This window comes from Micromonospora lupini (assembly GCF_026342015.1).
Taxonomy (GTDB): Bacteria; Actinomycetota; Actinomycetes; order Mycobacteriales; family Micromonosporaceae; genus Micromonospora; species Micromonospora lupini_B.
On record NZ_JAPENL010000003.1, the window covers coordinates 67,706 to 85,820 of the forward strand.

The 18,115-nt window shown below is 72.6% G+C and carries 18 protein-coding genes; 2 read left to right on the top strand and 16 right to left on the bottom strand.

The window, feature by feature from the left end:
- Positions 1-112: 112 nt before the first annotated feature.
- From OOJ91_RS28425 to pyrR, 6 genes are read right to left on the bottom strand one after another with little or no spacing between them, the layout of a single operon-like run.
- The gene (locus tag OOJ91_RS28425) at positions 113-1,171 is read right to left on the bottom strand and encodes a quinone-dependent dihydroorotate dehydrogenase (protein WP_266249932.1); all 1,059 of its coding nucleotides are present in this window, start codon (positions 1,169-1,171) and stop codon (positions 113-115) included.
- Positions 1,168-4,515, bottom strand: a complete 3,348-nt coding sequence (gene carB / locus OOJ91_RS28430; protein WP_266249933.1) for a carbamoyl-phosphate synthase large subunit — start codon at positions 4,513-4,515, stop codon at positions 1,168-1,170. Before carB ends, OOJ91_RS28425 begins: the two co-directional genes overlap by 4 nt.
- Complete coding sequence (carA, locus tag OOJ91_RS28435; RefSeq protein ID WP_266249934.1) at positions 4,508-5,671, bottom strand: glutamine-hydrolyzing carbamoyl-phosphate synthase small subunit; 1,164 nt, start codon at positions 5,669-5,671, stop codon at positions 4,508-4,510. Before carA ends, carB begins: the two co-directional genes overlap by 8 nt.
- Positions 5,668-6,945, bottom strand: coding sequence for a dihydroorotase (locus OOJ91_RS28440; RefSeq protein WP_266249935.1), 1,278 nt, complete (start codon positions 6,943-6,945; stop codon positions 5,668-5,670). The genes carA and OOJ91_RS28440 overlap by 4 nt, the downstream gene beginning before the upstream one ends.
- Positions 6,942-7,868 carry an aspartate carbamoyltransferase catalytic subunit gene (locus OOJ91_RS28445; protein WP_007458351.1) on the bottom strand — a complete coding sequence of 309 codons (927 nt, stop codon included), beginning with the start codon at positions 7,866-7,868 and terminating at the stop codon, positions 6,942-6,944. Before OOJ91_RS28445 ends, OOJ91_RS28440 begins: the two co-directional genes overlap by 4 nt.
- On the bottom strand, positions 7,865-8,449 hold the full coding sequence (gene pyrR, locus OOJ91_RS28450) for a bifunctional pyr operon transcriptional regulator/uracil phosphoribosyltransferase PyrR (protein ID WP_007458350.1): 585 nt from the start codon (positions 8,447-8,449) through the stop codon (positions 7,865-7,867). Before pyrR ends, OOJ91_RS28445 begins: the two co-directional genes overlap by 4 nt.
- A 289-nt stretch (positions 8,450-8,738) precedes the next feature.
- Here pyrR and bldD point away from each other — a divergent pair, with 289 nt between their 5' ends.
- A complete protein-coding gene (gene bldD, locus OOJ91_RS28455) occupies positions 8,739-9,227 on the top strand; it encodes a transcriptional regulator BldD (RefSeq protein WP_007458348.1) in 489 nt (162 codons plus the stop codon).
- Positions 9,228-9,301: 74 nt separating this feature from the next.
- Here the strand turns inward: bldD and nusB are convergent, their stop codons facing one another.
- The 5 genes from nusB to OOJ91_RS28480 all read right to left on the bottom strand — a co-directional run bounded on the left by nusB (position 9,302) and on the right by OOJ91_RS28480 (position 13,235).
- Positions 9,302-9,712 (bottom strand): transcription antitermination factor NusB, encoded by a 411-nt coding sequence (gene nusB / locus OOJ91_RS28460; RefSeq protein WP_266251450.1) that lies wholly within the window; start codon positions 9,710-9,712, stop codon positions 9,302-9,304.
- Between the two features lie 23 nt (positions 9,713-9,735).
- A complete protein-coding gene (efp, locus tag OOJ91_RS28465; RefSeq protein WP_007458344.1) occupies positions 9,736-10,293 on the bottom strand; it encodes an elongation factor P in 558 nt (185 codons plus the stop codon).
- A 413-nt stretch (positions 10,294-10,706) separates the two neighbouring features.
- Complete coding sequence (aroQ, locus tag OOJ91_RS28470) at positions 10,707-11,150, bottom strand: type II 3-dehydroquinate dehydratase (RefSeq protein ID WP_266249936.1); 444 nt, start codon at positions 11,148-11,150, stop codon at positions 10,707-10,709.
- A complete protein-coding gene (gene aroB / locus OOJ91_RS28475; RefSeq protein ID WP_266249937.1) occupies positions 11,147-12,226 on the bottom strand; it encodes a 3-dehydroquinate synthase in 1,080 nt (359 codons plus the stop codon). Before aroB ends, aroQ begins: the two co-directional genes overlap by 4 nt.
- 10 nt (positions 12,227-12,236) lie before the next feature.
- On the bottom strand, positions 12,237-13,235 hold the full coding sequence (locus OOJ91_RS28480) for a helix-turn-helix transcriptional regulator (protein ID WP_266249938.1): 999 nt from the start codon (positions 13,233-13,235) through the stop codon (positions 12,237-12,239).
- Positions 13,236-13,314: 79 nt separating this feature from the next.
- Between OOJ91_RS28480 and OOJ91_RS28485 the strand changes: the two genes are divergently transcribed.
- On the top strand, positions 13,315-14,043 hold the full coding sequence (locus tag OOJ91_RS28485) for an alpha/beta fold hydrolase (RefSeq protein WP_266249939.1): 729 nt from the start codon (positions 13,315-13,317) through the stop codon (positions 14,041-14,043).
- Between the two features lie 39 nt (positions 14,044-14,082).
- Here OOJ91_RS28485 and OOJ91_RS28490 read toward each other — a convergent pair whose 3' ends face one another.
- The 5 genes from OOJ91_RS28490 to OOJ91_RS28510 form a co-directional block, all read right to left on the bottom strand.
- Positions 14,083-14,586 carry a shikimate kinase gene (locus OOJ91_RS28490; protein ID WP_266249940.1) on the bottom strand — a complete coding sequence of 168 codons (504 nt, stop codon included), beginning with the start codon at positions 14,584-14,586 and terminating at the stop codon, positions 14,083-14,085.
- Positions 14,586-15,764 (bottom strand): chorismate synthase, encoded by a 1,179-nt coding sequence (aroC, locus tag OOJ91_RS28495; RefSeq protein WP_266249941.1) that lies wholly within the window; start codon positions 15,762-15,764, stop codon positions 14,586-14,588. Before aroC ends, OOJ91_RS28490 begins: the two co-directional genes overlap by 1 nt.
- Positions 15,765-15,879: 115 nt before the next feature.
- The gene (locus tag OOJ91_RS28500; protein ID WP_266249942.1) at positions 15,880-16,800 is read right to left on the bottom strand and encodes a glycosyltransferase family 2 protein; all 921 of its coding nucleotides are present in this window, start codon (positions 16,798-16,800) and stop codon (positions 15,880-15,882) included.
- A complete protein-coding gene (locus OOJ91_RS28505) occupies positions 16,797-17,405 on the bottom strand; it encodes a glycosyltransferase (RefSeq protein ID WP_266251451.1) in 609 nt (202 codons plus the stop codon). Before OOJ91_RS28505 ends, OOJ91_RS28500 begins: the two co-directional genes overlap by 4 nt.
- 50 nt (positions 17,406-17,455) lie before the next feature.
- The gene (locus OOJ91_RS28510) at positions 17,456-17,932 is read right to left on the bottom strand and encodes a polysaccharide biosynthesis protein (protein ID WP_007458332.1); all 477 of its coding nucleotides are present in this window, start codon (positions 17,930-17,932) and stop codon (positions 17,456-17,458) included.
- Positions 17,933-18,115 lie beyond the last annotated feature (183 nt).

Here is an 18,115-nt window from a genome sequence, read left to right on the forward strand (position 1 = left end):
GCGCGGAACCAGCCCGGCACAGGGGAGCCCGGCCCGGTGCAGCCCGGCCCGGTGCAGCCCGGCCCGGTGCTGGCCCGGCGCTGAGGGCGGGCCAGCACCGGGCCGGGGCCGATCACCGTCCGGCGACCGGGTCCGGCGCCACCGCCGTGGCCGCTGTGCGGGCAGCGGCCCGGGCGGCGGCGCGGACCAGCGCCGGGCCCCGGTAGATGAAGCCTGTGTAGAGCTGCACCAGGGCGGCGCCGGCGTCGACCATCCGCGCCGCGTCGTCCGGGTCCAGCACCCCGCCGACGCCGATGATCGGCAGGCGGCCACCGGTCTCGGTGTGCACGAAGGCGACCACGTCCCGGGCGCGGCCGGTCAGGGGCCGGCCGGACAGTCCGCCGGTCTCGGCGCCACGTGCGGAGTCGGCCGGGGCCAGCCCGTCCCGGGACAGCGTGGTGTTGGTGGCGATCACCCCGGCGGCGCCCCGGGCCAGGCACACCTCCAGCAGGTCGGCGATCGCCGCCTCGGTGAGATCCGGCGCGATCTTGACCAGGACCGGCTTCTCCCCCACGAGCGCGGCCAGCAGGGCGTCCAGGTGCGCGCGGTCCTGCAACGAGCGCAGGCCCGGGGTGTTCGGCGAGGACACGTTTACCGCGAAGTAGTCGCCGTGCCCGCGCAGCGCCCGGTACGAGGTGAGGTAGTCCCCGACGGCATCCTCGAGCGGGGTCACCTTGGACTTGCCCAGGGAGATGCCCAGCGGCACCCCGACGGGGCGCGGCAACGCGTCCAGCCGGGCGGCGAGCGCGGCGGCCCCGGCGTTGTTGAAGCCCATCCGGTTGACCACCGCCTCGCTGCCCGGCAGCCGGAACAGCCGTGGTCGCGGGTTGCCCGGCTGGGCGTGCGCCGTCACCGTGCCGACCTCGACGAAGCCGAAGCCGAGCGCCGGCCAGGCAGCCAGCGCGGCGCCGTCCTTGTCCATGCCGGCAGCCAGGCCGACCGGGTTGGGGAACCGGACGCCGAACACCGTGCGGGGCGTCTGGACGGCGTAGCGGGCCCGCAGGGCGGCGAGGGCCACCGGACGCCGGGACAGCGCGGCCAACCGCCGCAGTGTCCACTCGTGCGCCGCCTCGGCGTCCCCGCCGCCGAGGCGGAACAACTGCGGCCGTACGACCCGCTCGAACAGGGTCACTGGGCCGCCCGCAGCATGGCGTGCAGGTCCTGCAGGGGGCGGACCTGCATGTCGCCCCGGATGCGCGCCTCGATGCCCATGACCGCCGCCGCCGCGCCGGGGACCGTGGTGATGCAGGGGATGTCGGCGGTGACGGCGGCGCTGCGGATCTCGTAGCCGTCCGAGCGGGCGCTCGCCCCCGAGCCCTGCGGCGTGTTGATCACCAGAGCCACGTCGCCGCCGAGGATCAGCGACACCGCGTCGTCACCCTCGCCGCTCTGGTAGTGCTTGCGGATCTGCTCGCAGGCGATGCCGTGTCGGCGCAGCACCTCGGCGGTGCCGGTGGTCGCCACGATCTCGAAGCCCAGGTCGGCCAGCCGCTTGATCGGGAAGATCATGCCGCGCTTGTCCCGGTTGGCCACCGACACGAAGATCTTCCCGGCGGTCGGCAACGACCCGTACGCGGCGGACTGGCTCTTGGCGAAGGCGTGGCCGAAGTTGGTGTCGATGCCCATCACCTCGCCTGTCGACTTCATCTCCGGTCCGAGCAGCGAGTCGATCCCCTTGCCCGCCCGGGTCCGGAAGCGCTTGAACGGCAGCACCGCCTCCTTGACCGCGATCGGCGCGTCGGCGGGCATCGTGCCCCCGTCCCCTGTCGCCGGGAGCAGGCCCTCGGCGCGCAGCTCGGCGATGGTCGCGCCGAGCGCGATCCGGGCCGCCGCCTTGGCCAGCGGAACGGCCGTCGCCTTCGACACGAACGGAACGGTCCGCGACGCGCGCGGGTTGGCCTCCAGGACGTAGAGCACGTCGTCCTTGAGCGCGTACTGCACGTTGAGCAGACCGCGGACGCCGACGCCGCGGGCGATGGCCTCGGTGTAGCGGCGGACCTCGGCCAGGTGCGACCCCGCGAGGGTGATCGGCGGGAGCGCGCAGGACGAGTCGCCGGAGTGGATGCCGGCCTCCTCGATGTGCTCCATCACGCCACCGATGTAGACCGCGCCGTCGGCGTCGCAGAGGGCGTCCACGTCGATCTCGATGGCGTCGTCGAGGAACCGGTCCACCAGCACCGGGTGGTCACCGGAGATGTCGGTGGCCCGACCGATGTAGTCGCGCAGCGTCGGGTCGTCGTAGACGATCTCCATGCCCCGCCCGCCCAGCACGTACGACGGCCGGACCAGCACCGGATAGCCGATCTCGTCGGCGATCGCCTTGGCCTCGTCGTAGGACGTCGCCATGCCGTGCGCCGGCGCGCGCAGGCCGGCACGGGCCAGCACCGCGCCGAACGCGCCCCGCTCCTCGGCCAGGTGGATCGACTCCGGGGAGGTGCCGACGATCGGCACACCGGCGTTCTTGAGCCGCTGCGCCAACCCCAGCGGGGTCTGCCCGCCGAGCTGCACGACCACCCCGACCACGCCCGGCCCGCCGGCCGCCCGGCCGGAGGAGTCCTCCGCGTGCCAGACCTCCAGCACGTCCTCGAAGGTCAGCGGCTCGAAGTAGAGCCGGTCGGCGGTGTCGTAGTCGGTGGAGACGGTCTCCGGATTGCAGTTGACCATGACGGTCTCGTAGCCGGCCGACCGCAGCGCCTGCACCGCGTGCACGCACGAGTAGTCGAACTCGATGCCCTGCCCGATCCGGTTCGGGCCGGAGCCCAGGATCAGCACCTTCGGCCGGCCCGACGGCGCGACCTCGGTCTCCAGGTCGTACGTGGAGTAGTGGTACGGCGTGGTGGCCTCGAACTCGGCCGCGCAGGTGTCCACGGTCTTGTAGACCGGGCGCACGTCGAGGCGGTGCCGCAGGGTCCGTACGCCGTCCTCGGCGGCCAGCTCCGGACGCAGCGCGGCGAGCTGCCGGTCGGACAGGCCGGCCCGCTTGGCGCGACGCAGCAGCTCGGCGTCGAGCACTGGCGCGTCGACGATCTCGGCGCGCAGCTCGATCAGCGCGGCGATCTGGTCCAGGAACCACTGATCGATCCCGCCGGACGCCTCGTTGACCTCGGCGATCGACGCGCCGAGGCGCAGTGCCCGCTCGACGGTGTAGAGCCGACCGTCGTGCGGGACACGCAGCGCGGCGAGGGTGTCGGCCAGGGTGACACCAGCCGGGTCGGGCTGCGTCCAGAAGCCCGCCGCCTTGGTTTCCATCGAGCGCATCGCCTTGTTCAGCGCCTCGGTGAAGTTGCGCCCGAGGCTCATCGCCTCGCCCACCGACTTCATCGTGGTGGTCAGCTCCGGGTCCGCGCCGGGGAACTTCTCGAACGCGAACCGGGGGATCTTCACCACGACGTAGTCAAGGGTCGGCTCGAACGCCGCCGGGGTCTTCAGCGTGATGTCGTTGGGGATCTCGTCGAGGGTGTAACCGATGGCCAGCTTGGCGGCGATCTTCGCGATCGGGAAGCCTGTCGCCTTGGAGGCCAGCGCCGAGGAGCGCGACACCCGCGGGTTCATCTCGATCACGACGATCCGACCGTCGACCGGGTTGACCGCGAACTGGATGTTGCAGCCGCCGGTGTCCACGCCGACCTCGCGCAGCACCGCGATGCCCAGGTCGCGCAGGCGCTGGTACTCCCGGTCGGTGAGCGTCATGGCCGGCGCGACGGTGACGCTGTCGCCTGTGTGCACGCCCATCGGGTCGAGGTTCTCGATCGAGCAGACGACCACCACGTTGTCGTGCCTGTCGCGCATCAGCTCAAGCTCGTACTCCTTCCAGCCGAGCACGCTCTCCTCGATGAGCACCTCGTGCACCGGGCTGGCGGTCAGGCCGTCGCCGGCGATGCGGGCCAGGTCCTCCGGGGTGTGCGCCATGCCGGAGCCCAGGCCACCCATGGTGAACGACGGCCGGATCACCACCGGCAGGCCCAGCTCGGCGACTGTCGCCTCGACCTCGTCCATGGAGTGGCAGACCCGCGAGCGGGGCACCAGCGCGGCCGGGTCCTCGACGCCGAGGCGTACGCCGGCCTTCGCCACGATCTCCTTGAACAGCTGGCGGTCCTCGCCCCGGTTGATGGCGTCGATGTTCGCGCCGATCAACTCCACGTTGTACTTCTCCAGGACGCCGGCCTCGTGCAGGGCGACTGCGGTGTTCAGCGCGGTCTGCCCGCCCAGCGTCGCCAGGATCGCGTCCGGGCGCTCCTTGGCGATGACCAGTTCCACGAACTCCGGGGTGATCGGCTCGACGTACGTGGCGTCGGCGAACTCCGGGTCCGTCATGATCGTGGCCGGGTTGGAGTTGACCAGGCTGACCCGGATCCCCTCGCTGCGCAGCACCCGGCACGCCTGGGTGCCCGAGTAGTCGAACTCGCAGGCCTGCCCGATGACGATCGGCCCGGAGCCGATCACGAGGATGTGCTGGAGATCGGTCCGCTTAGGCATTGCTGCGCCCCCTGCTGTGGTTCCGGCCCTCGATCAAATCGGCGAATCGGTCGAAGAGGTAGTCCGCGTCGTGCGGGCCGGCCGCCGCCTCCGGGTGGTACTGCACGGTGAAGGCGGGGACGTCCACGGCCCGCAGCCCCTCGACGACGTTGTCGTTGAGGCAGACGTGCGACACCCGCACACCGCCGAAGTCGGTGTCGATCACCTGGTCGGGGACCACCGCGCCCGCACCCGCGCCCGGCACCTTCACCGCGAAGCCGTGGTTGTGGCTGGTCACCTCGACCTTGCCGGTGGCCCGGTCGAGCACCGGCTGGTTGATGCCCCGGTGGCCGTAGCCCAGCTTGTAGGTGCCGAAGCCGAGCGCCCGGCCGAGGATCTGGCTGCCGAAGCAGATGCCGAACAGCGGCACCCGCCGTTGCAGCGCCTCCCGGGCCAGCGCCACCGGGCCGTCGGCGGTGGCCGGGTCGCCGGGGCCGGGCGACAGGAAGATCGCGTCGGCGCCGGTGGCCAGCAGGTCCTCGATGCTCGACGAGGCCGGCAGCACGTGCGTGGTCACCCCGCGCGCGGCCAACCGGCGCGGCACGTTGCGCTTGATGCCCAGGTCCAGCGCGGCCACTGTGAACCGGTGCTCGCCGAGCGCCTCGACGACGTACGGCTCGGCGGTGCTCACCTCGGCGGACAGGTCCGCGCCGACCATCTGCGGTGACTGCCGGACCCGGGCCAGCAGGCTCTGCGGGTCCTTCTCGACGCTGGAGATGGCCACCCGCATGGCGCCCCGGTCGCGCAGGTGCCGGGTCAACGCCCGGGTGTCCACGCCGCTGATGCCCACCACGCCCTCGGTGGCGAGGCGGTCCTCCAGGCTGCCGGTGGCCCGCCAGTTGGAGCCGATGCGGGCCGGGTCGCGGACGACGTAGCCGGCCACCCAGATCCGACCGGACTCGTCGTCCTCGCCGTTGACGCCTGTGTTGCCGATGTGCGGGGCGGTCTGCACCACCACCTGCCGGTGGTAGGAGGGATCGGTGAGCGTCTCCTGGTAACCGGTCATGCCGGTGTTGAAGACCGCCTCGCCGAAGGTCTCCCCGACGCTGCCGTACGCCTCGCCGGGGAACGTGCGCCCGTCCTCGAGGACGAGGATCGCGGAACGTCTACGGGTCACTTGACTGCCTTTCCGTCCAGGACCGTCGGCTCGCCGCGCAGGAAGGTCGCCACGATGCGACCCGGCAGCGTCATGCGGGCGTACGGGGTGTTGCGACTGCGACTTGCCAGCTCCGCCGGCTCGATGGTGCGGCGGGCGGCGGGGTCGATCACTGTCAGGTTGGCCGGCACGCCGGGTGCCGGGTCGACACCGTGCCCGGTCAGCCCCGCGATCCGGGCGGGGGTGCGCGACATCCGCTCGGCGATCAGGTCCCACTCGGGGCCGAGCACGTCGAGCGCGATGGACAGGGCCGTCTCCAGGCCGAGCATCCCCGGCCGGGCGTACGCCCACTCGCACTCCTTGTCCTCCACGGCGTGCGGGGCGTGGTCGGTGGCGATGATGTCGATGACACCGTCGGCGAGCGCGGCACGCAGGGCGGCGATGTCGGCGGCCGTCCGCAGCGGCGGGTTGACCTTGAAGACGGGGTCGTAGGTCGCCGCCCGCTCGTCGGTGAGCAGCAGGTGGTGCGGGGTGACCTCGGCGGTGACGCGTACACCACGGGCCTTGGCCTGGCGCAGCACCTCGACGCTGCCGGCGGTGGAGACGTGGCAGACGTGCAGGCGGCTGCCCACGTGCTCGGCGAGCAGCACGTCCCGGGCGATGATCGCCTCCTCGGCGACCGCCGGCCAGCCGAGCAGGCCGAGCCGGGTGGACACCTCACCCTCGTGCATCTGGGCGCCCTCGGTGAGGCGGGGCTCCTCGGCGTGCTGGGCGATGATCCCGTCGAACGCCTTGACGTACTCCAGGGCCCGGCGCATCAGCAACGGGTCGGCGACGCAGTGCCCGTCGTCGGAGAAGATCCGCACCCGGGCCGCGGAGTCGGCCATCGCGCCCAGCTCGGCCAGGCGCTCGCCGGCCAGCCCGACGGTGACCGCGCCGACCGGCTGCACGTCGACCAGTCCGGCCTCCCGGCCGAGGCGCCAGACCTGCTCGACGACGCCTGCGGTGTCCGCGACGGGTGAGGTGTTCGCCATCGCGCAGACCGCGGTGTAGCCGCCCAGCGCCGCCGCCCGGGACCCGGACTCGACGGTCTCGGCGTCCTCCCGGCCGGGCTCGCGCAGGTGGGTGTGCAGGTCGACCAGGCCCGGCAGGGCGACCAGCCCGGCGCCGTCGACGACCACGGCGTCCGGCGCGGACAGCCCCGGACCGACCTCGGCGACGACGCCGTCGCGGATCAGCAGGTCGGTCGGCGCGGCGCCGACGATGCTCACGCTTGTGATGAGGTACGCGGTCACCTGTTGTTCCCTCCGAGCAGCAGGTAAAGAACAGCCATCCGCACGGAGACCCCGTTGGTGACCTGTTCGACGATTGTGGAGCGGGGCGAGTCGGCCACCTCGGGGGTGATCTCCATCCCCCGGTTCATCGGGCCCGGGTGCATGACGATCGCGTGTTCGGGCAGGCGGCGCATCCGCGGGCCGTCCAGCCCGTAGCGGCGGGAGTACTCGCGCGCGGAGGGGAAGTAGGAGTCCTTCATCCGCTCCCGCTGCACGCGCAGCATCATCACCACGTCGACGTCGGGCAGCACCGCGTCGAGGTCGTAGGACACGTCGGTGCCCGGGGCGAGGGCGCCTGCGATGTCGACGGGGATGAGGGTGGGCGGGCCGACAAGTGTGACCTTCGCGCCGAGGGTGGACAGCAGCAGGACGTTGGAGCGGGCCACCCGGGAGTGCAGCACGTCCCCGACCACCGCGACCGACAGGCCGGCCAGCCGGCCCAGCCGGGCCCGCATGGTGTACGCGTCGAGCAGCGCCTGGGTCGGGTGCTCGTGGGTGCCGTCGCCGGCGTTGACCACCGACCCGTCGACCCAGTTCGCGAGCCGGTGCGGGGCGCCGGAGGCGGGGTGCCGCACGACCACCGCGTCGGCGCCCATGGCCTGGAGGGTGAGCGCGGTGTCCTTCAGGCTCTCGCCCTTGGCGACGCTCGACCCCTTCGCGGAAAAGTTGATCACGTCGGCGCTGAGCCGTTTCGCCGCCGCCTCGAACGAGATCCGGGTGCGGGTGGAGTCCTCGTAGAAGAGGTTCACCACCGTCCGGCCGCGCAGCGCGGGCAGCTTCTTGATCTCGCGGCCGGCGACCGTGGCCATCTCGGCGGCGGTGTCCAGGATCTCGGTGGCGGTGTCGGCGTCCAGGTCCGCGCCGGAGAGCAGGTGCCTGATCATGAGGTGGTTCCCCCGTACAGCTTGACCTCGTCGGCGCCGTCGGTCTCGGCGAGCGTCACCTTGACGCTCTCGGCGAGCGCCGTCGGGATGTTCTTGCCGACGTAGTCGGCGCGGATCGGCAACTCACGGTGGCCGCGGTCCACCAGGACGGCGAGCTGCACCGACGCCGGGCGGCCCACGTCGTTGAGCGCGTCGAGCGCGGCCCGGACGGTGCGGCCGGAGAAGAGCACGTCGTCGACGAGGATCACCCGCTTGCCGTCGATGCCGCCGCTGGGCACCTGGGTCGGGCCGATCGCGCGGGTGGCATGCCGGCGCAGGTCGTCGCGGTAGAGCGTGATGTCGAGCACACCGACCGGGACGACGACGTCCTCGAAGGTGCTGATCCGCGAGGCGAGCCGTCGCGCGAGGGGCGCGCCCCGGGTGGGAATCCCGAGCAGCACGGTGTCGGCGGCGCCCTGGGTCTTCTCCAGGATCTGGTGGGCGATGCGGTCGACCACACGCTGCACGTCGGCGCTGGCGAGGATCACCTTCACCGAGGGTTGTCGCGGTGGTGACGAACGGGCAGCCGGTGGGTATGCCACGGCGGACCTCCTTCCCCGCCTCACGGGACGGGTCGTTAAAGGATGTCGGGCACCTCCGGCCGACGAGCGTGAGCAGACCCGGCCGGGGCTTCACGCCACGTTACCAGTGGTCACCGGGCCGACGGACGGCGGCCGCTGACCACTGGATCAGGCCGACGAAATGGGGATAACTCCCGCGGCGCTCCCCAACGGTAAGGTCACGACCACTTGACCACGTGTCGCATTCCCCGTACCGTCACGCTCCGTAGCGATCGACGGGAGAACCCCGAGCAGCACTGGGAGTGTCCGAATGCCCTCTGAATACGCCAAATCTCTGGGCGCACGCCTGCGCTCCATCCGCCAGCAGCAGGGCCTCTCCCTGCAGGGTGTGGAGGAGAAGTCGAACGGGCGATGGAAGGCCGTGGTGGTCGGCTCGTACGAGCGTGGCGACCGGGCCGTGACGGTGTCCCGTCTGGCCGAGCTGGCCGAGTTCTACCGTGTCCCCGTCTCGGAACTGCTGCCGGACGGCAGCGGCGTCCGGCACGAGCCCACCAGCAAGATCGTCCTGGACCTGGAGCGGCTCTACGACGAGGCCTCCGAGGACCTGGCCTACGTCGCCCGCTACGCCCGCGCCATCCAGCAGCAGCGCGGTGACTACAACGGCCGGGTGCTCTCCATCCGCGCCGACGACCTGCGGGCCCTCGCGATCGTCTACGACGCCTCACCGTCGGGCCTGATCGAGCGGCTCACCGAGCACGGCGTGCTGGTGGCCGACCCCAGGGCGTTCTTCGCCTCCTGAGCTGTCGCTTCACCGCGAGAAGGGCCCGTGCCGGATGGCACGGGCCCTTCTCGTCGTACGGGTGCGCGGCGCGCTCAGCGGGTGGCGTACTCGGCGATGCGGCCGAGCACCCCGTTGAGGAACCGTGGCGAATCGTCGGTGGACATCTGCCGGGCCAACTCGACGGCCTCGCTGATCGCCACCGCGTCGTCGATCTCGTCGACGTAGAGCAACTCGTAGACGGCGATCCGGGCCAGGTTGCGGTCGACCACAGGCATCCGCTCCAACGTCCAACCCTCGGCGTAGCTGGCGATCAGCTCGTCGATGCGGTTGAGGTGCTCGGCGACCCCCTCGATCAGGCCCACCGCGTAACCCAGGTGCTCCGGGTGGGGCTGTTCGATGCGCTGGAGGTAGCCGGCCAGGACCTCGACGGGCGGCCGATCCCGCAGGTCGGCCTCGTAGAGGACGTCCAGCGCCCGCTTGCGCGCCTTGCGGCGCGCCGGCATCTGCTGCTTGGGACCCTCAGCCATCAGGCGCGGCCGAGGTAACGGCCGTCGCGGGTGTCGACCTTGATCTTCTCACCGGTGGTGATGAACAGCGGAACCGGCACGGTGGCGCCGGTCTCCACGGTCGCCGGCTTGGTGCCGCCGGTCGAACGGTCGCCCTGCAGACCGGGCTCGGTGTAGGTGACCTCAAGCACGACGCTTGTGGGCAGCTCGATGTAGAGCGGCACACCCTCGTGCTGTGCGACTGTCGCCTCCGCCTCGGGCAGCAGGTAGTTGGCTGCCTCGCCGACGGTGCCACCGGGCACGGTGATCTGGTCGAAGGTCTCCAGATCCATGAAGACGAAGTCCTCGCCGTCGGCGTACAAATACTGCATCGTGCGCTTGTCCACGGTCGCGGTCTCGACCTTGGTGCCCGCGTTGAAGGTCTTGTCGACCACCTTCCCGGACAGCACGTTCTTCAGCGTGGTGCGCACGAACGCACCACCCTTACCGGGCTTGACGTGCTGGAACTCGACGACGGCCCAGAGCTCGCCGTCGAGGTTGAGTACCAGGCCGTTTTTGAGGTCGTTGGTGGAGGCCATTTCCTGCCTTGATCATCAATTGGCGGACAGACCTGGCAAGTCTACAAGCTGCGCCGAGGCGCGTTACCCGCCGTGGTCGTTCGTCCGCGTGCACGGACGTCCGATGCCCGCGTACGGCTACTCTCCGTCATCGTCGACCCACCACCCGGCCGCATGCCCCCACCCCTTTGCGCTGCTTCAACGGACGCAACAGTCACGGTCCGTGCTGCACCCGTGATCCGCTCGCACACCTACCAACTCCCAGGATCAGCAGCTCAGAGCAGGTATGGCGCCGGTTGGGCAGGGCAAAGGGCGCGCACCAGCAGGGTGAACCCCTCGGGGCGGGAGGACGGCGACGACCAACAGTGACGCCACCGCCGACAGACGACCTCACTGTGGGTGAAAACGCTTGGTGAAACTCGGGGGGTGATCGGTCAGGCCGGGCGGGCAGCCGGGTGGGCGGCCAGGTGGTGCAGGGCGAGACGGTAGCCGTCGATGCCGAGACCGCAGATCACCCCGGTCGCCACCGCGGAGACCACCGAGTGGTGCCGGAACTCCTCGCGGGCGTGGATGTTGGAGAGGTGCACCTCCACAAGCGGCCCGCGCAGCATGGCGCAGGCGTCGCGCACCGCGTACGAGTAGTGCGACCAGGCGGCCGGGTTGAGCACGACGGCGGCGCCCTCGTCGGCGGCGGTGTGCAGCCAGCCGAGCAGCTCGTGCTCGGCGTCGGTCTGCCGGACCGTCACGTCGAGCCCCAACTCCCGGCCGGTGGCCTCGCAGAGCGTCACCAGGTCGGCGTAGCTGGTCGAGCCGTACACGGCGGGCTCCCGGGTGCCCAGCCGGCCCAGGTTCGGCCCGTTCAGCACGTACACCCTCACGAAGTGGCCACCTCGCGGTAGGCGGCTTCGAGCAGCGCGTCGTCCGGGCCCTCCAGCATTGCCGGGCGGGCCAGGCCGTCCAGCACCACGAACCGCAACCGGCTGCCCCGGGCCTTCTTGTCCACCCGCATCACGGCCAGCAGTCGCGGCCAGGCGTCGGCGGGGTAGCTCACCGGCAGGCCGAGCGCGGCCAGGGTGCGCCGGTGCCGGTCGGCCGTCGGCGCGTCCAGCCGGCCGGCGAGCCGGGCCAGCGTGGCGGCGTACACCAGACCCACGGCCACGGCGTGGCCGTGCCGCCAGCGGAAACCCTCGACCTGCTCGATGGCGTGGGCCAGGGTGTGGCCGTAGTTGAGCACCTCCCGCAGGCCCGACTCGCGCAGGTCGCCGGCGACCACGTCGGCCTTGACCCGGATGGCCCGCTCGATCAGCTCCCGGGTCACCGGCCCGCGCGGGTCGGTGGCCGCCGCCGGGTCGCGCTCGACGAGATCCAGGATCACCGGGTCGGCGATGAAGCCGCACTTGACCACCTCGGCGAGGCCGGCCGCCAGGTCGACGGCGGGCAGACCGTCCAGGGTGGCCAGATCGGCCAGCACGCCGACCGGCGGGTGGAACGCGCCGACCAGGTTCTTGCCGGCGGCGGTGTTGATCCCGGTCTTGCCGCCCACGGCCGCGTCCACCATGCCCAGCAGCGAGGTGGCCACCGGCACCCAGCGCACCCCGCGCAGCCAGCAGGCCGCGACGAAGCCGGCCAGGTCGGTCACCGCGCCGCCGCCGACCCCGACCACCGCGTCGGTACGGGTGAAACCGGCCGCGCCCAGCCGGTCCCAGCAGGCGGCCGCCACGTCGATCTGCTTGCCCGACTCCGCGTCGGGCACCTCGATCGGCAGCGGCTCGACGCCTGCCGCGCGCAGTCGTTCGCCTGTCGCGTCGGCCAGGGCCTTGAGCGGGGGCGTGTGCAGCACCGCCGCCCGGGTCGCGCCGGGCAGCAGCCCGGGCAGCGCGTCCACCAGGTCGCGCCCGACCAGCACGTCGTACGGCCGTTCGCCGCCGACCGGAATCCGGGTCACCTCGTCCATCGCCGGCAGCCTAGTCCAGCGGACGGCGTGGCGACGGCGTCTGTCCACCTGCTGGCCGGGCGGCCCACTCGGCAAGCAGGCGTGCGTGCTCGGCCACTGCGGCGCGCAACGCCTCCGGGTGGCGAACGGTGAACGCGCAACCCAGCCCGGCGAGCAGCGCCGCCATCCCGGGGAGGCTCTCCGCCCGGGCCCGCAGCAGCACCCCGTCGCCGCTGGCGGTCAACTCGGCCGCGCTTGGCGGGATGCGCCGCCGGGCGGCGACCAGGTCGGTCTCCAGCAGCACCTCGACCTCGTGCCGGTAGGGAACGCCCGCCAGCGACCGGGTCAGCCACGCCACCGCGTCGAAGCCGTCCGGCACCGTGAACGTCGCCGTCCCGGGCGTCACGGCCCCGATCCGGTCCAGTCGGAACGTGCGCACCTCCCCGCGCCGGTGGTCGTGGCCCGTGACGTACCAGCGGCCGGCGTGGAAGACCAGCCCGTACGGGTCGAGCTCACGATGCGACAGCTCACCGCGCCAGGAGCGGTAGTCCAGGCTCACCCGCTGCCGACGTCGGGCGGCCGCGGCCAGGGCCAGCAGGGTGCCCGACGCCGGTCGCGCCTGGGGATCGGGCCGCCGCAGGGTGAAGCCGAGGTGCTCCTGCACGGCTGTCAGCCGGTCGGCGAGCGCCGCCGGCAGCACCCGGCGGATCTTCGCCAGCGCGGTCGCGGTGGCCGGCAGCTCGGTGGTCAGCCCGACCCGTTCGGCGACGACCAGGCCGAGCAGCACGGCCACCGCCTCGTCGTCGGTGAGCATCAGCGGCGGCAGCTTGAACCCGGGGTGCAGGCGGTAGCCGCCGTGACGGCCTCGGTCGGCGAGCACCGGGATGCCCAGCTCGACCAGGGTGGCCGCGTACCGGCGCACGGTCCGCTCGTCCACACCGAGCCGGCTGGCCAGCTCGCCGGCCGTCGCCCGGTGGCGGGCCTGGAGCAGTTCGAGCAGGGCCAGCACCCGACCGGCGGGATGCGACACGGGCCACTCCTTAAAACCGGGCGGATCCTGTCCGGATTCGATCGTACGGTCGGTCGGTAGCCGAGAGAAGGAGCGACAGATGGCGACGTTCGTACTGGTCCCGGGGTTCTGGTTGGGCGCCTGGGCGTGGCGGGAGGTGACCGGCCTGCTGCGCGCGCAGGGGCACGACGTCCACCCGATGACGCTTACCGGGGTGGCCGAGCGCCACCACCTCGCGGGGCCGGAGGTGACGTTGGAGACGCACACCACAGACATCGTCCGGCTGATCGAGATGGAGGATCTGCGCGACGTGCTGCTGGTCGGGCACTCCGGCGGCGGCATGCCGGTGGCCCAGGCCGCCGACCGCGTCCCGGACCGCATCGCCCGCGTCGTCTACGTGGAGAGCGGGCCGCTGCCGGACGGCACGGCGCAGTTCGACACGGTGCCGCCGGAGGAGCAGCAGCGGCAGCGCGCGGCGATCGGCGACGGGCACCTGCTGCCACCGCCGGCCTGGGACCCGTCGGCCGACCCGACCAACCTGGCCGGCCTGGACGAGCCGATGCTGTCGCTCCTGCGCGAACGCGCCACGCCGCAGCCCCTGCGCACGGCGACCGATCCGGTACGCCGCACGGGTGGCCACCCGGTGCCGACCGCGCTCGTCGCGAGCACCTTCCCGCTCACTGTGGTACGCGAGATGATCGACCAGGGGCACCCGTACTTCACCGGGCTGGCCGGTGGCCGGCTGTTCGAGCTGCCCACCGGGCACTGGCCGATGCTCAGCGAACCGAAGGGCCTCGCCGACGTGCTCGACGCGGTCGCCCGCGAATAGGCGCGGGCCCGGCGCGGGCCCGATGCGGGCCCGGCCGGGTCAGCGGGGCAGGAGCGCGGCGATCTCGGCGACTACCGCCGCCGGGGGCCGGCCGTCGGTGACCACCGTCTCGGTGGCCACCTCGGCGTAGAGCGGCCGGCGCTGATCCATCAGGTGCTTGAGGGTGGCGCGCGGATTGATCGCCAGCAGCGGCCGGCCCGCCCCGAGTCCCACCCGCTTCACCGCGTCGGGCAGCTCCACCGAGAGGTGCACGACCCGGTGCCCCACCAGGGCGGCCCGGGTCTCCTCGGCCAGCACGGCGCCCCCGCCGAGCGCCAGCACACCGGTGCCGGCGGCGAGCGCCGCCGCCACGGCGGCCCGCTCCAGGGCCCGGAAGTGCTCCTCACCCTCGTCGATGAAGATCTCCGGGATGGCCTTGCCGGCCAACTGCTCGATGTCGGCGTCGGTGTCCCGGAACTCCACGCCGAGGGCGGCGGCGAGCGCCTGACCCACTGTGGTCTTGCCGCAGCCGGGCACCCCGACCAGGACCACTACAGGCGCCATCAGCGGATGACCAGCGCGTCGAGGTAGCCGGCCAGGTTGCGGCGGATCTCGGCGACCGAGTCGCCGCCGAACTTCTCGGTGGCCGCCTCCGCAAGCACGAGCGCCACCATCGCCTCGGCGACGACCGCGGCGGCGGGCACCGCGCAGACGTCGGAGCGCTGGTTGATGGCGGTCGCCGGCTCGCCCGTGACGACGTCCACGGTGGCCAGCGCACGGTTCAGCGAGGAGATCGGCTTCATGGCGGCGCGTACCCGCAGCGGCTCGCCTGTGGTGATGCCGCCCTCCAGCCCGCCGGCCCGGTCGGTGACGCGGCGGACGCCGGTGGCCGACGGGATGATCTCGTCGTGCGCCTCGGAGCCGCGGGAACGGGCCTGCTGCCACCCGTCGCCGATCTCCACCCCCTTGATCGCCTGGATCGACATCAGCGCCGTGGCCAGCCGGGCGTCGAGCTTGCGGTCCCACTGCACGTGGCTGCCCAGGCCCGGCGGCACCCCGTACGCCAGCACCTCCACCACGCCGCCGAGGGTGTCGGCGGCCTTCTTCGCGGCGTCGACCTCGGCGACCATCAGGGCGCTGGCCTCCGGGTCGAGGCAGCGCAGCGGGTCGGCGTCGATGCGGTCGGCGTCCTGCGGAGTCGGGCGCAGCCCGGGTTTCGCGGCCACCGGCCCCAGCTCGACGACGTGCGAGACGATCTCGATGCCCAGGGCCTGCCGGATCAACGCCTTGGCGACGGTGCCGACGGCCACCCGGGCGGCGGTCTCCCGGGCGCTCGCGCGCTCCAGGATCGGCCGGGCGTCGTGGTGGCCGTACTTCTGCATGCCGGCCAGGTCGGCGTGGCCGGGCCGGGGGCGGGTCAACGGGGCGTTGCGGGCCTGCCGGGCCAGCTCGTCGGGGTCGACGGGATCGGCGGCCATCACCGTGCGCCACTTGGGCCACTCGGAGTTGCCCACCCGGATCGCCACCGGGCTGCCCAGGGTCAGGCCGTGCCGCAGCCCGCCGATCACCTCGATCTCGTCCTGCTCGAACGACATCCGGGCACCACGGCCGTAGCCCAGCCGACGGCGGGCCAGCTCGCCGGCGATCTCGGTGGTGCTCACCTCGATGCCGGCGGGCACCCCCTCCATCAACGCGACGAGGGCGGGACCGTGCGATTCACCTGCAGTCAGCCAACGCAACACAGCGGTCAGTCTGTCACGGCGCGCGACGGGCGCGTCGCGCTGCCCGCCGCGTCCCGCCCTGCGGACGGCCGGGACCGTCCGCAGGGCGGCTGCGCGCGGCGCTCCGCGCGACGGATCAGATGCCCCGGCCGCGTTTGTGCAGGGTGCGCAGCACCGCGTCGGCCCGGACCACCCGACCGGCGACCGCGAGCGCCAGGTAGGCGCGCGGCTCGCGGGGATTGCTGCGCAGGGTGCGACGCGCCCAGCGCAACGCGCCCCGGCGATCACCTGAGGCGGCCTGGGCGAACGCGATCTGCCCGGCCACCCGGGCCGCGCCGGCCGGCTGGGTGGCGAACTCCGGGTAGCGCCGCAGCAGCCACTGCAACGCCTCGGAGATGGTGTCCCAGCGCTGCGCGAAGTACGAGCGTTTGTGCCAGCGCACCAGCACCGACGGCGTCGGCAGGTTGATCAGCGGCGCGCTGCGGGCGGCCCGCAGCAGGAACTCGTAGTCCTCCGCGTAACTGCCCGGGATCTCCTCGTCCACCAGACCGAAGCCGTCGCGCAGCGCCGTCGCGCGGATCAGGAAGGTGGACGGGTGCAGCTCGGTCAACCGGTCCCGCAGGAGGTCGTCGAGGGTGATCCGGTCCTTGTCGAGCACCCGGTCGACTGTGTTTCCGTCGTAGCTGACGCGGATGCCGCAGCAGACGAACTCGGCCGCCGGGTCGGCGGCCAGGGCGTCGACCTGGGCGGCCAGCTTGCCCGGCAGCCACTCGTCGTCGTCGTCGCAGAACGCGATCAGCTCACCCTCGGCGGCGAGGGTGCCGCTGTTGCGCGCCCCGGCCAGCCCCGGAGCGCGCCCGTTGCCGATGACCCGCACCGCCCGGTCCGGCCCGCTCAGGCCGGTAAGCGACTCGTCGGGCGTGGACTGGTCGAACACGACGACTGCCTCGATGCTGCCCGGGTACTCCTGGGCGAGGATCGCCGCGACGGCGGCGCGCAGCAGCTCGGGGCGATCCCGGGTGGGCACCACGACGCTGACGCTCGGTAGTCCGGTCATCGGGTCTCCTCCGTGTCCTGGCCGGCTCGCGGCCAGGTCCGCCAGCGGGGTCGGCGCCGGGTCGACCGGGCGACCAGGTCATCCACGATCTCGCCGACGCGGGCGACTGCCGCGCGGCGGGCCTCGTGCGCGGCCGGGTCGGCGGCCACCGCGTACCGGGACGGGTCGGCCTGCCCGGCGGCGAGCGCGTCGTGCAGCGCCTCCCGGGTCTCGCAGAGCGCCACCAGCCCTGCCGCGCCGAGCCGGCGCGCGAAGAGCTGCTGGTGGTCGTCGACGTGCTCACCGTGCGCCGGGTCGCGCGGCACCACTATCGGCAGGTGCCCGTGCCGGCGGGCCTCCAGGATCGTCGCCGGGCCGCCGTGACACACCACCAGGTCGGCGTCGGCCATCGCCTCCTGGAGGGCGTCGTGACCGAGGAAGGGCACCGCGCCGGGCAGTGGCGGCGCCGTGGTGTGACCGTGCTGCACCGTCAACCCGACCGGTCCGGCCTGCGCGTGCCACTGCGCCAGCCAGTCGACGAGCCTGTCGAAGGGGTGTTTGTCGGTGCCGACCGCGACGAGCAGCCGGGTCTGCCCGACGTCGGTGGTGTCGCGCTGGCGCGGCATCCGGGACCCGTCGGCGGTCGTGTCGCGCCGGGCCGTGCCCGTCTCCCCGCTCACAGCAGGGTCCCGACGACTGTGGCCTCCGGGTACTGCCGGCGCTGCTCGTCCCACTGCACGAGCATCGCGGACAGGAACGGGCGGCACAGCCGGGCGGTGAGCGTCGCGGTGTCGATCCGGTCGTACACCTCGATGTAGACGGTCGGGATGCGACGCAGGCGGGCCAGCACCACGAACGGCACGGCGACGCCGGCGCCGGTGGTGACCACGGCGGCCACCCGCCGGACCCGCAGCACCCGCCAGGCCAGGCGGGCGTTGCGCAACAGGTTCGGCACGTTGCGGGTGGTCGGGTGGTGCGCCGGCACCAGGTCCTCACCGGCCAGCAGCGACACCGCCTCCGGGGTGTCGAAGGTGACCCAGCAGCGCCGCCACCGTTCGTACCAGGGCCGCAGGGCGAGCAGTTGAGCCAGATGGCCGCCGCTGGATCCCACCAGCAGCAGCACCGGCGAATTGTCGTCGTTGTTCGTGTCCACGCGACTCCCCACAAGTCCGCTTGGAATTCCGATTCACGCCAGGCAGAAGCAGATCACAGGTTTCCCGGTCGTTGAATAGCGCGACCGGACGCGGCGACGATCTCCACTCGGCGTGGTCAGGCCCACTGTCGACCCCACGGCCCATTGATCGTCATCACGACCTGCCATTTTGTCGTCACTCTA

Excerpts from the sequence above, each read along its gene's own strand:
- carB (WP_266249933.1), bottom strand. The coding sequence starts at position 4,515 with ATGCCTAAGCGGACCGATCTCCAGCACATCCTCGTGATCGGCTCCGGG.
- OOJ91_RS28445 (WP_007458351.1), bottom strand. The coding sequence starts at position 7,868 with ATGATCAGGCACCTGCTCTCCGGCGCGGACCTGGACGCCGACACCGCC.
- bldD (WP_007458348.1), top strand. The coding sequence starts at position 8,739 with ATGCCCTCTGAATACGCCAAATCTCTGGGCGCACGCCTGCGCTCCATC.
- nusB (WP_266251450.1), bottom strand. The coding sequence starts at position 9,712 with ATGCCGGCGCGCCGCAAGGCGCGCAAGCGGGCGCTGGACGTCCTCTAC.
- efp (WP_007458344.1), bottom strand. The coding sequence starts at position 10,293 with ATGGCCTCCACCAACGACCTCAAAAACGGCCTGGTACTCAACCTCGAC.
- aroB (WP_266249937.1), bottom strand. The coding sequence starts at position 12,226 with ATGGACGAGGTGACCCGGATTCCGGTCGGCGGCGAACGGCCGTACGAC.
- OOJ91_RS28485 (WP_266249939.1), top strand. The coding sequence starts at position 13,315 with ATGGCGACGTTCGTACTGGTCCCGGGGTTCTGGTTGGGCGCCTGGGCG.
- OOJ91_RS28490 (WP_266249940.1), bottom strand. The coding sequence starts at position 14,586 with ATGGCGCCTGTAGTGGTCCTGGTCGGGGTGCCCGGCTGCGGCAAGACC.
- OOJ91_RS28500 (WP_266249942.1), bottom strand. The coding sequence starts at position 16,800 with ATGACCGGACTACCGAGCGTCAGCGTCGTGGTGCCCACCCGGGATCGC.
- OOJ91_RS28505 (WP_266251451.1), bottom strand. The coding sequence starts at position 17,405 with ATGCCGCGCCAGCGCGACACCACCGACGTCGGGCAGACCCGGCTGCTC.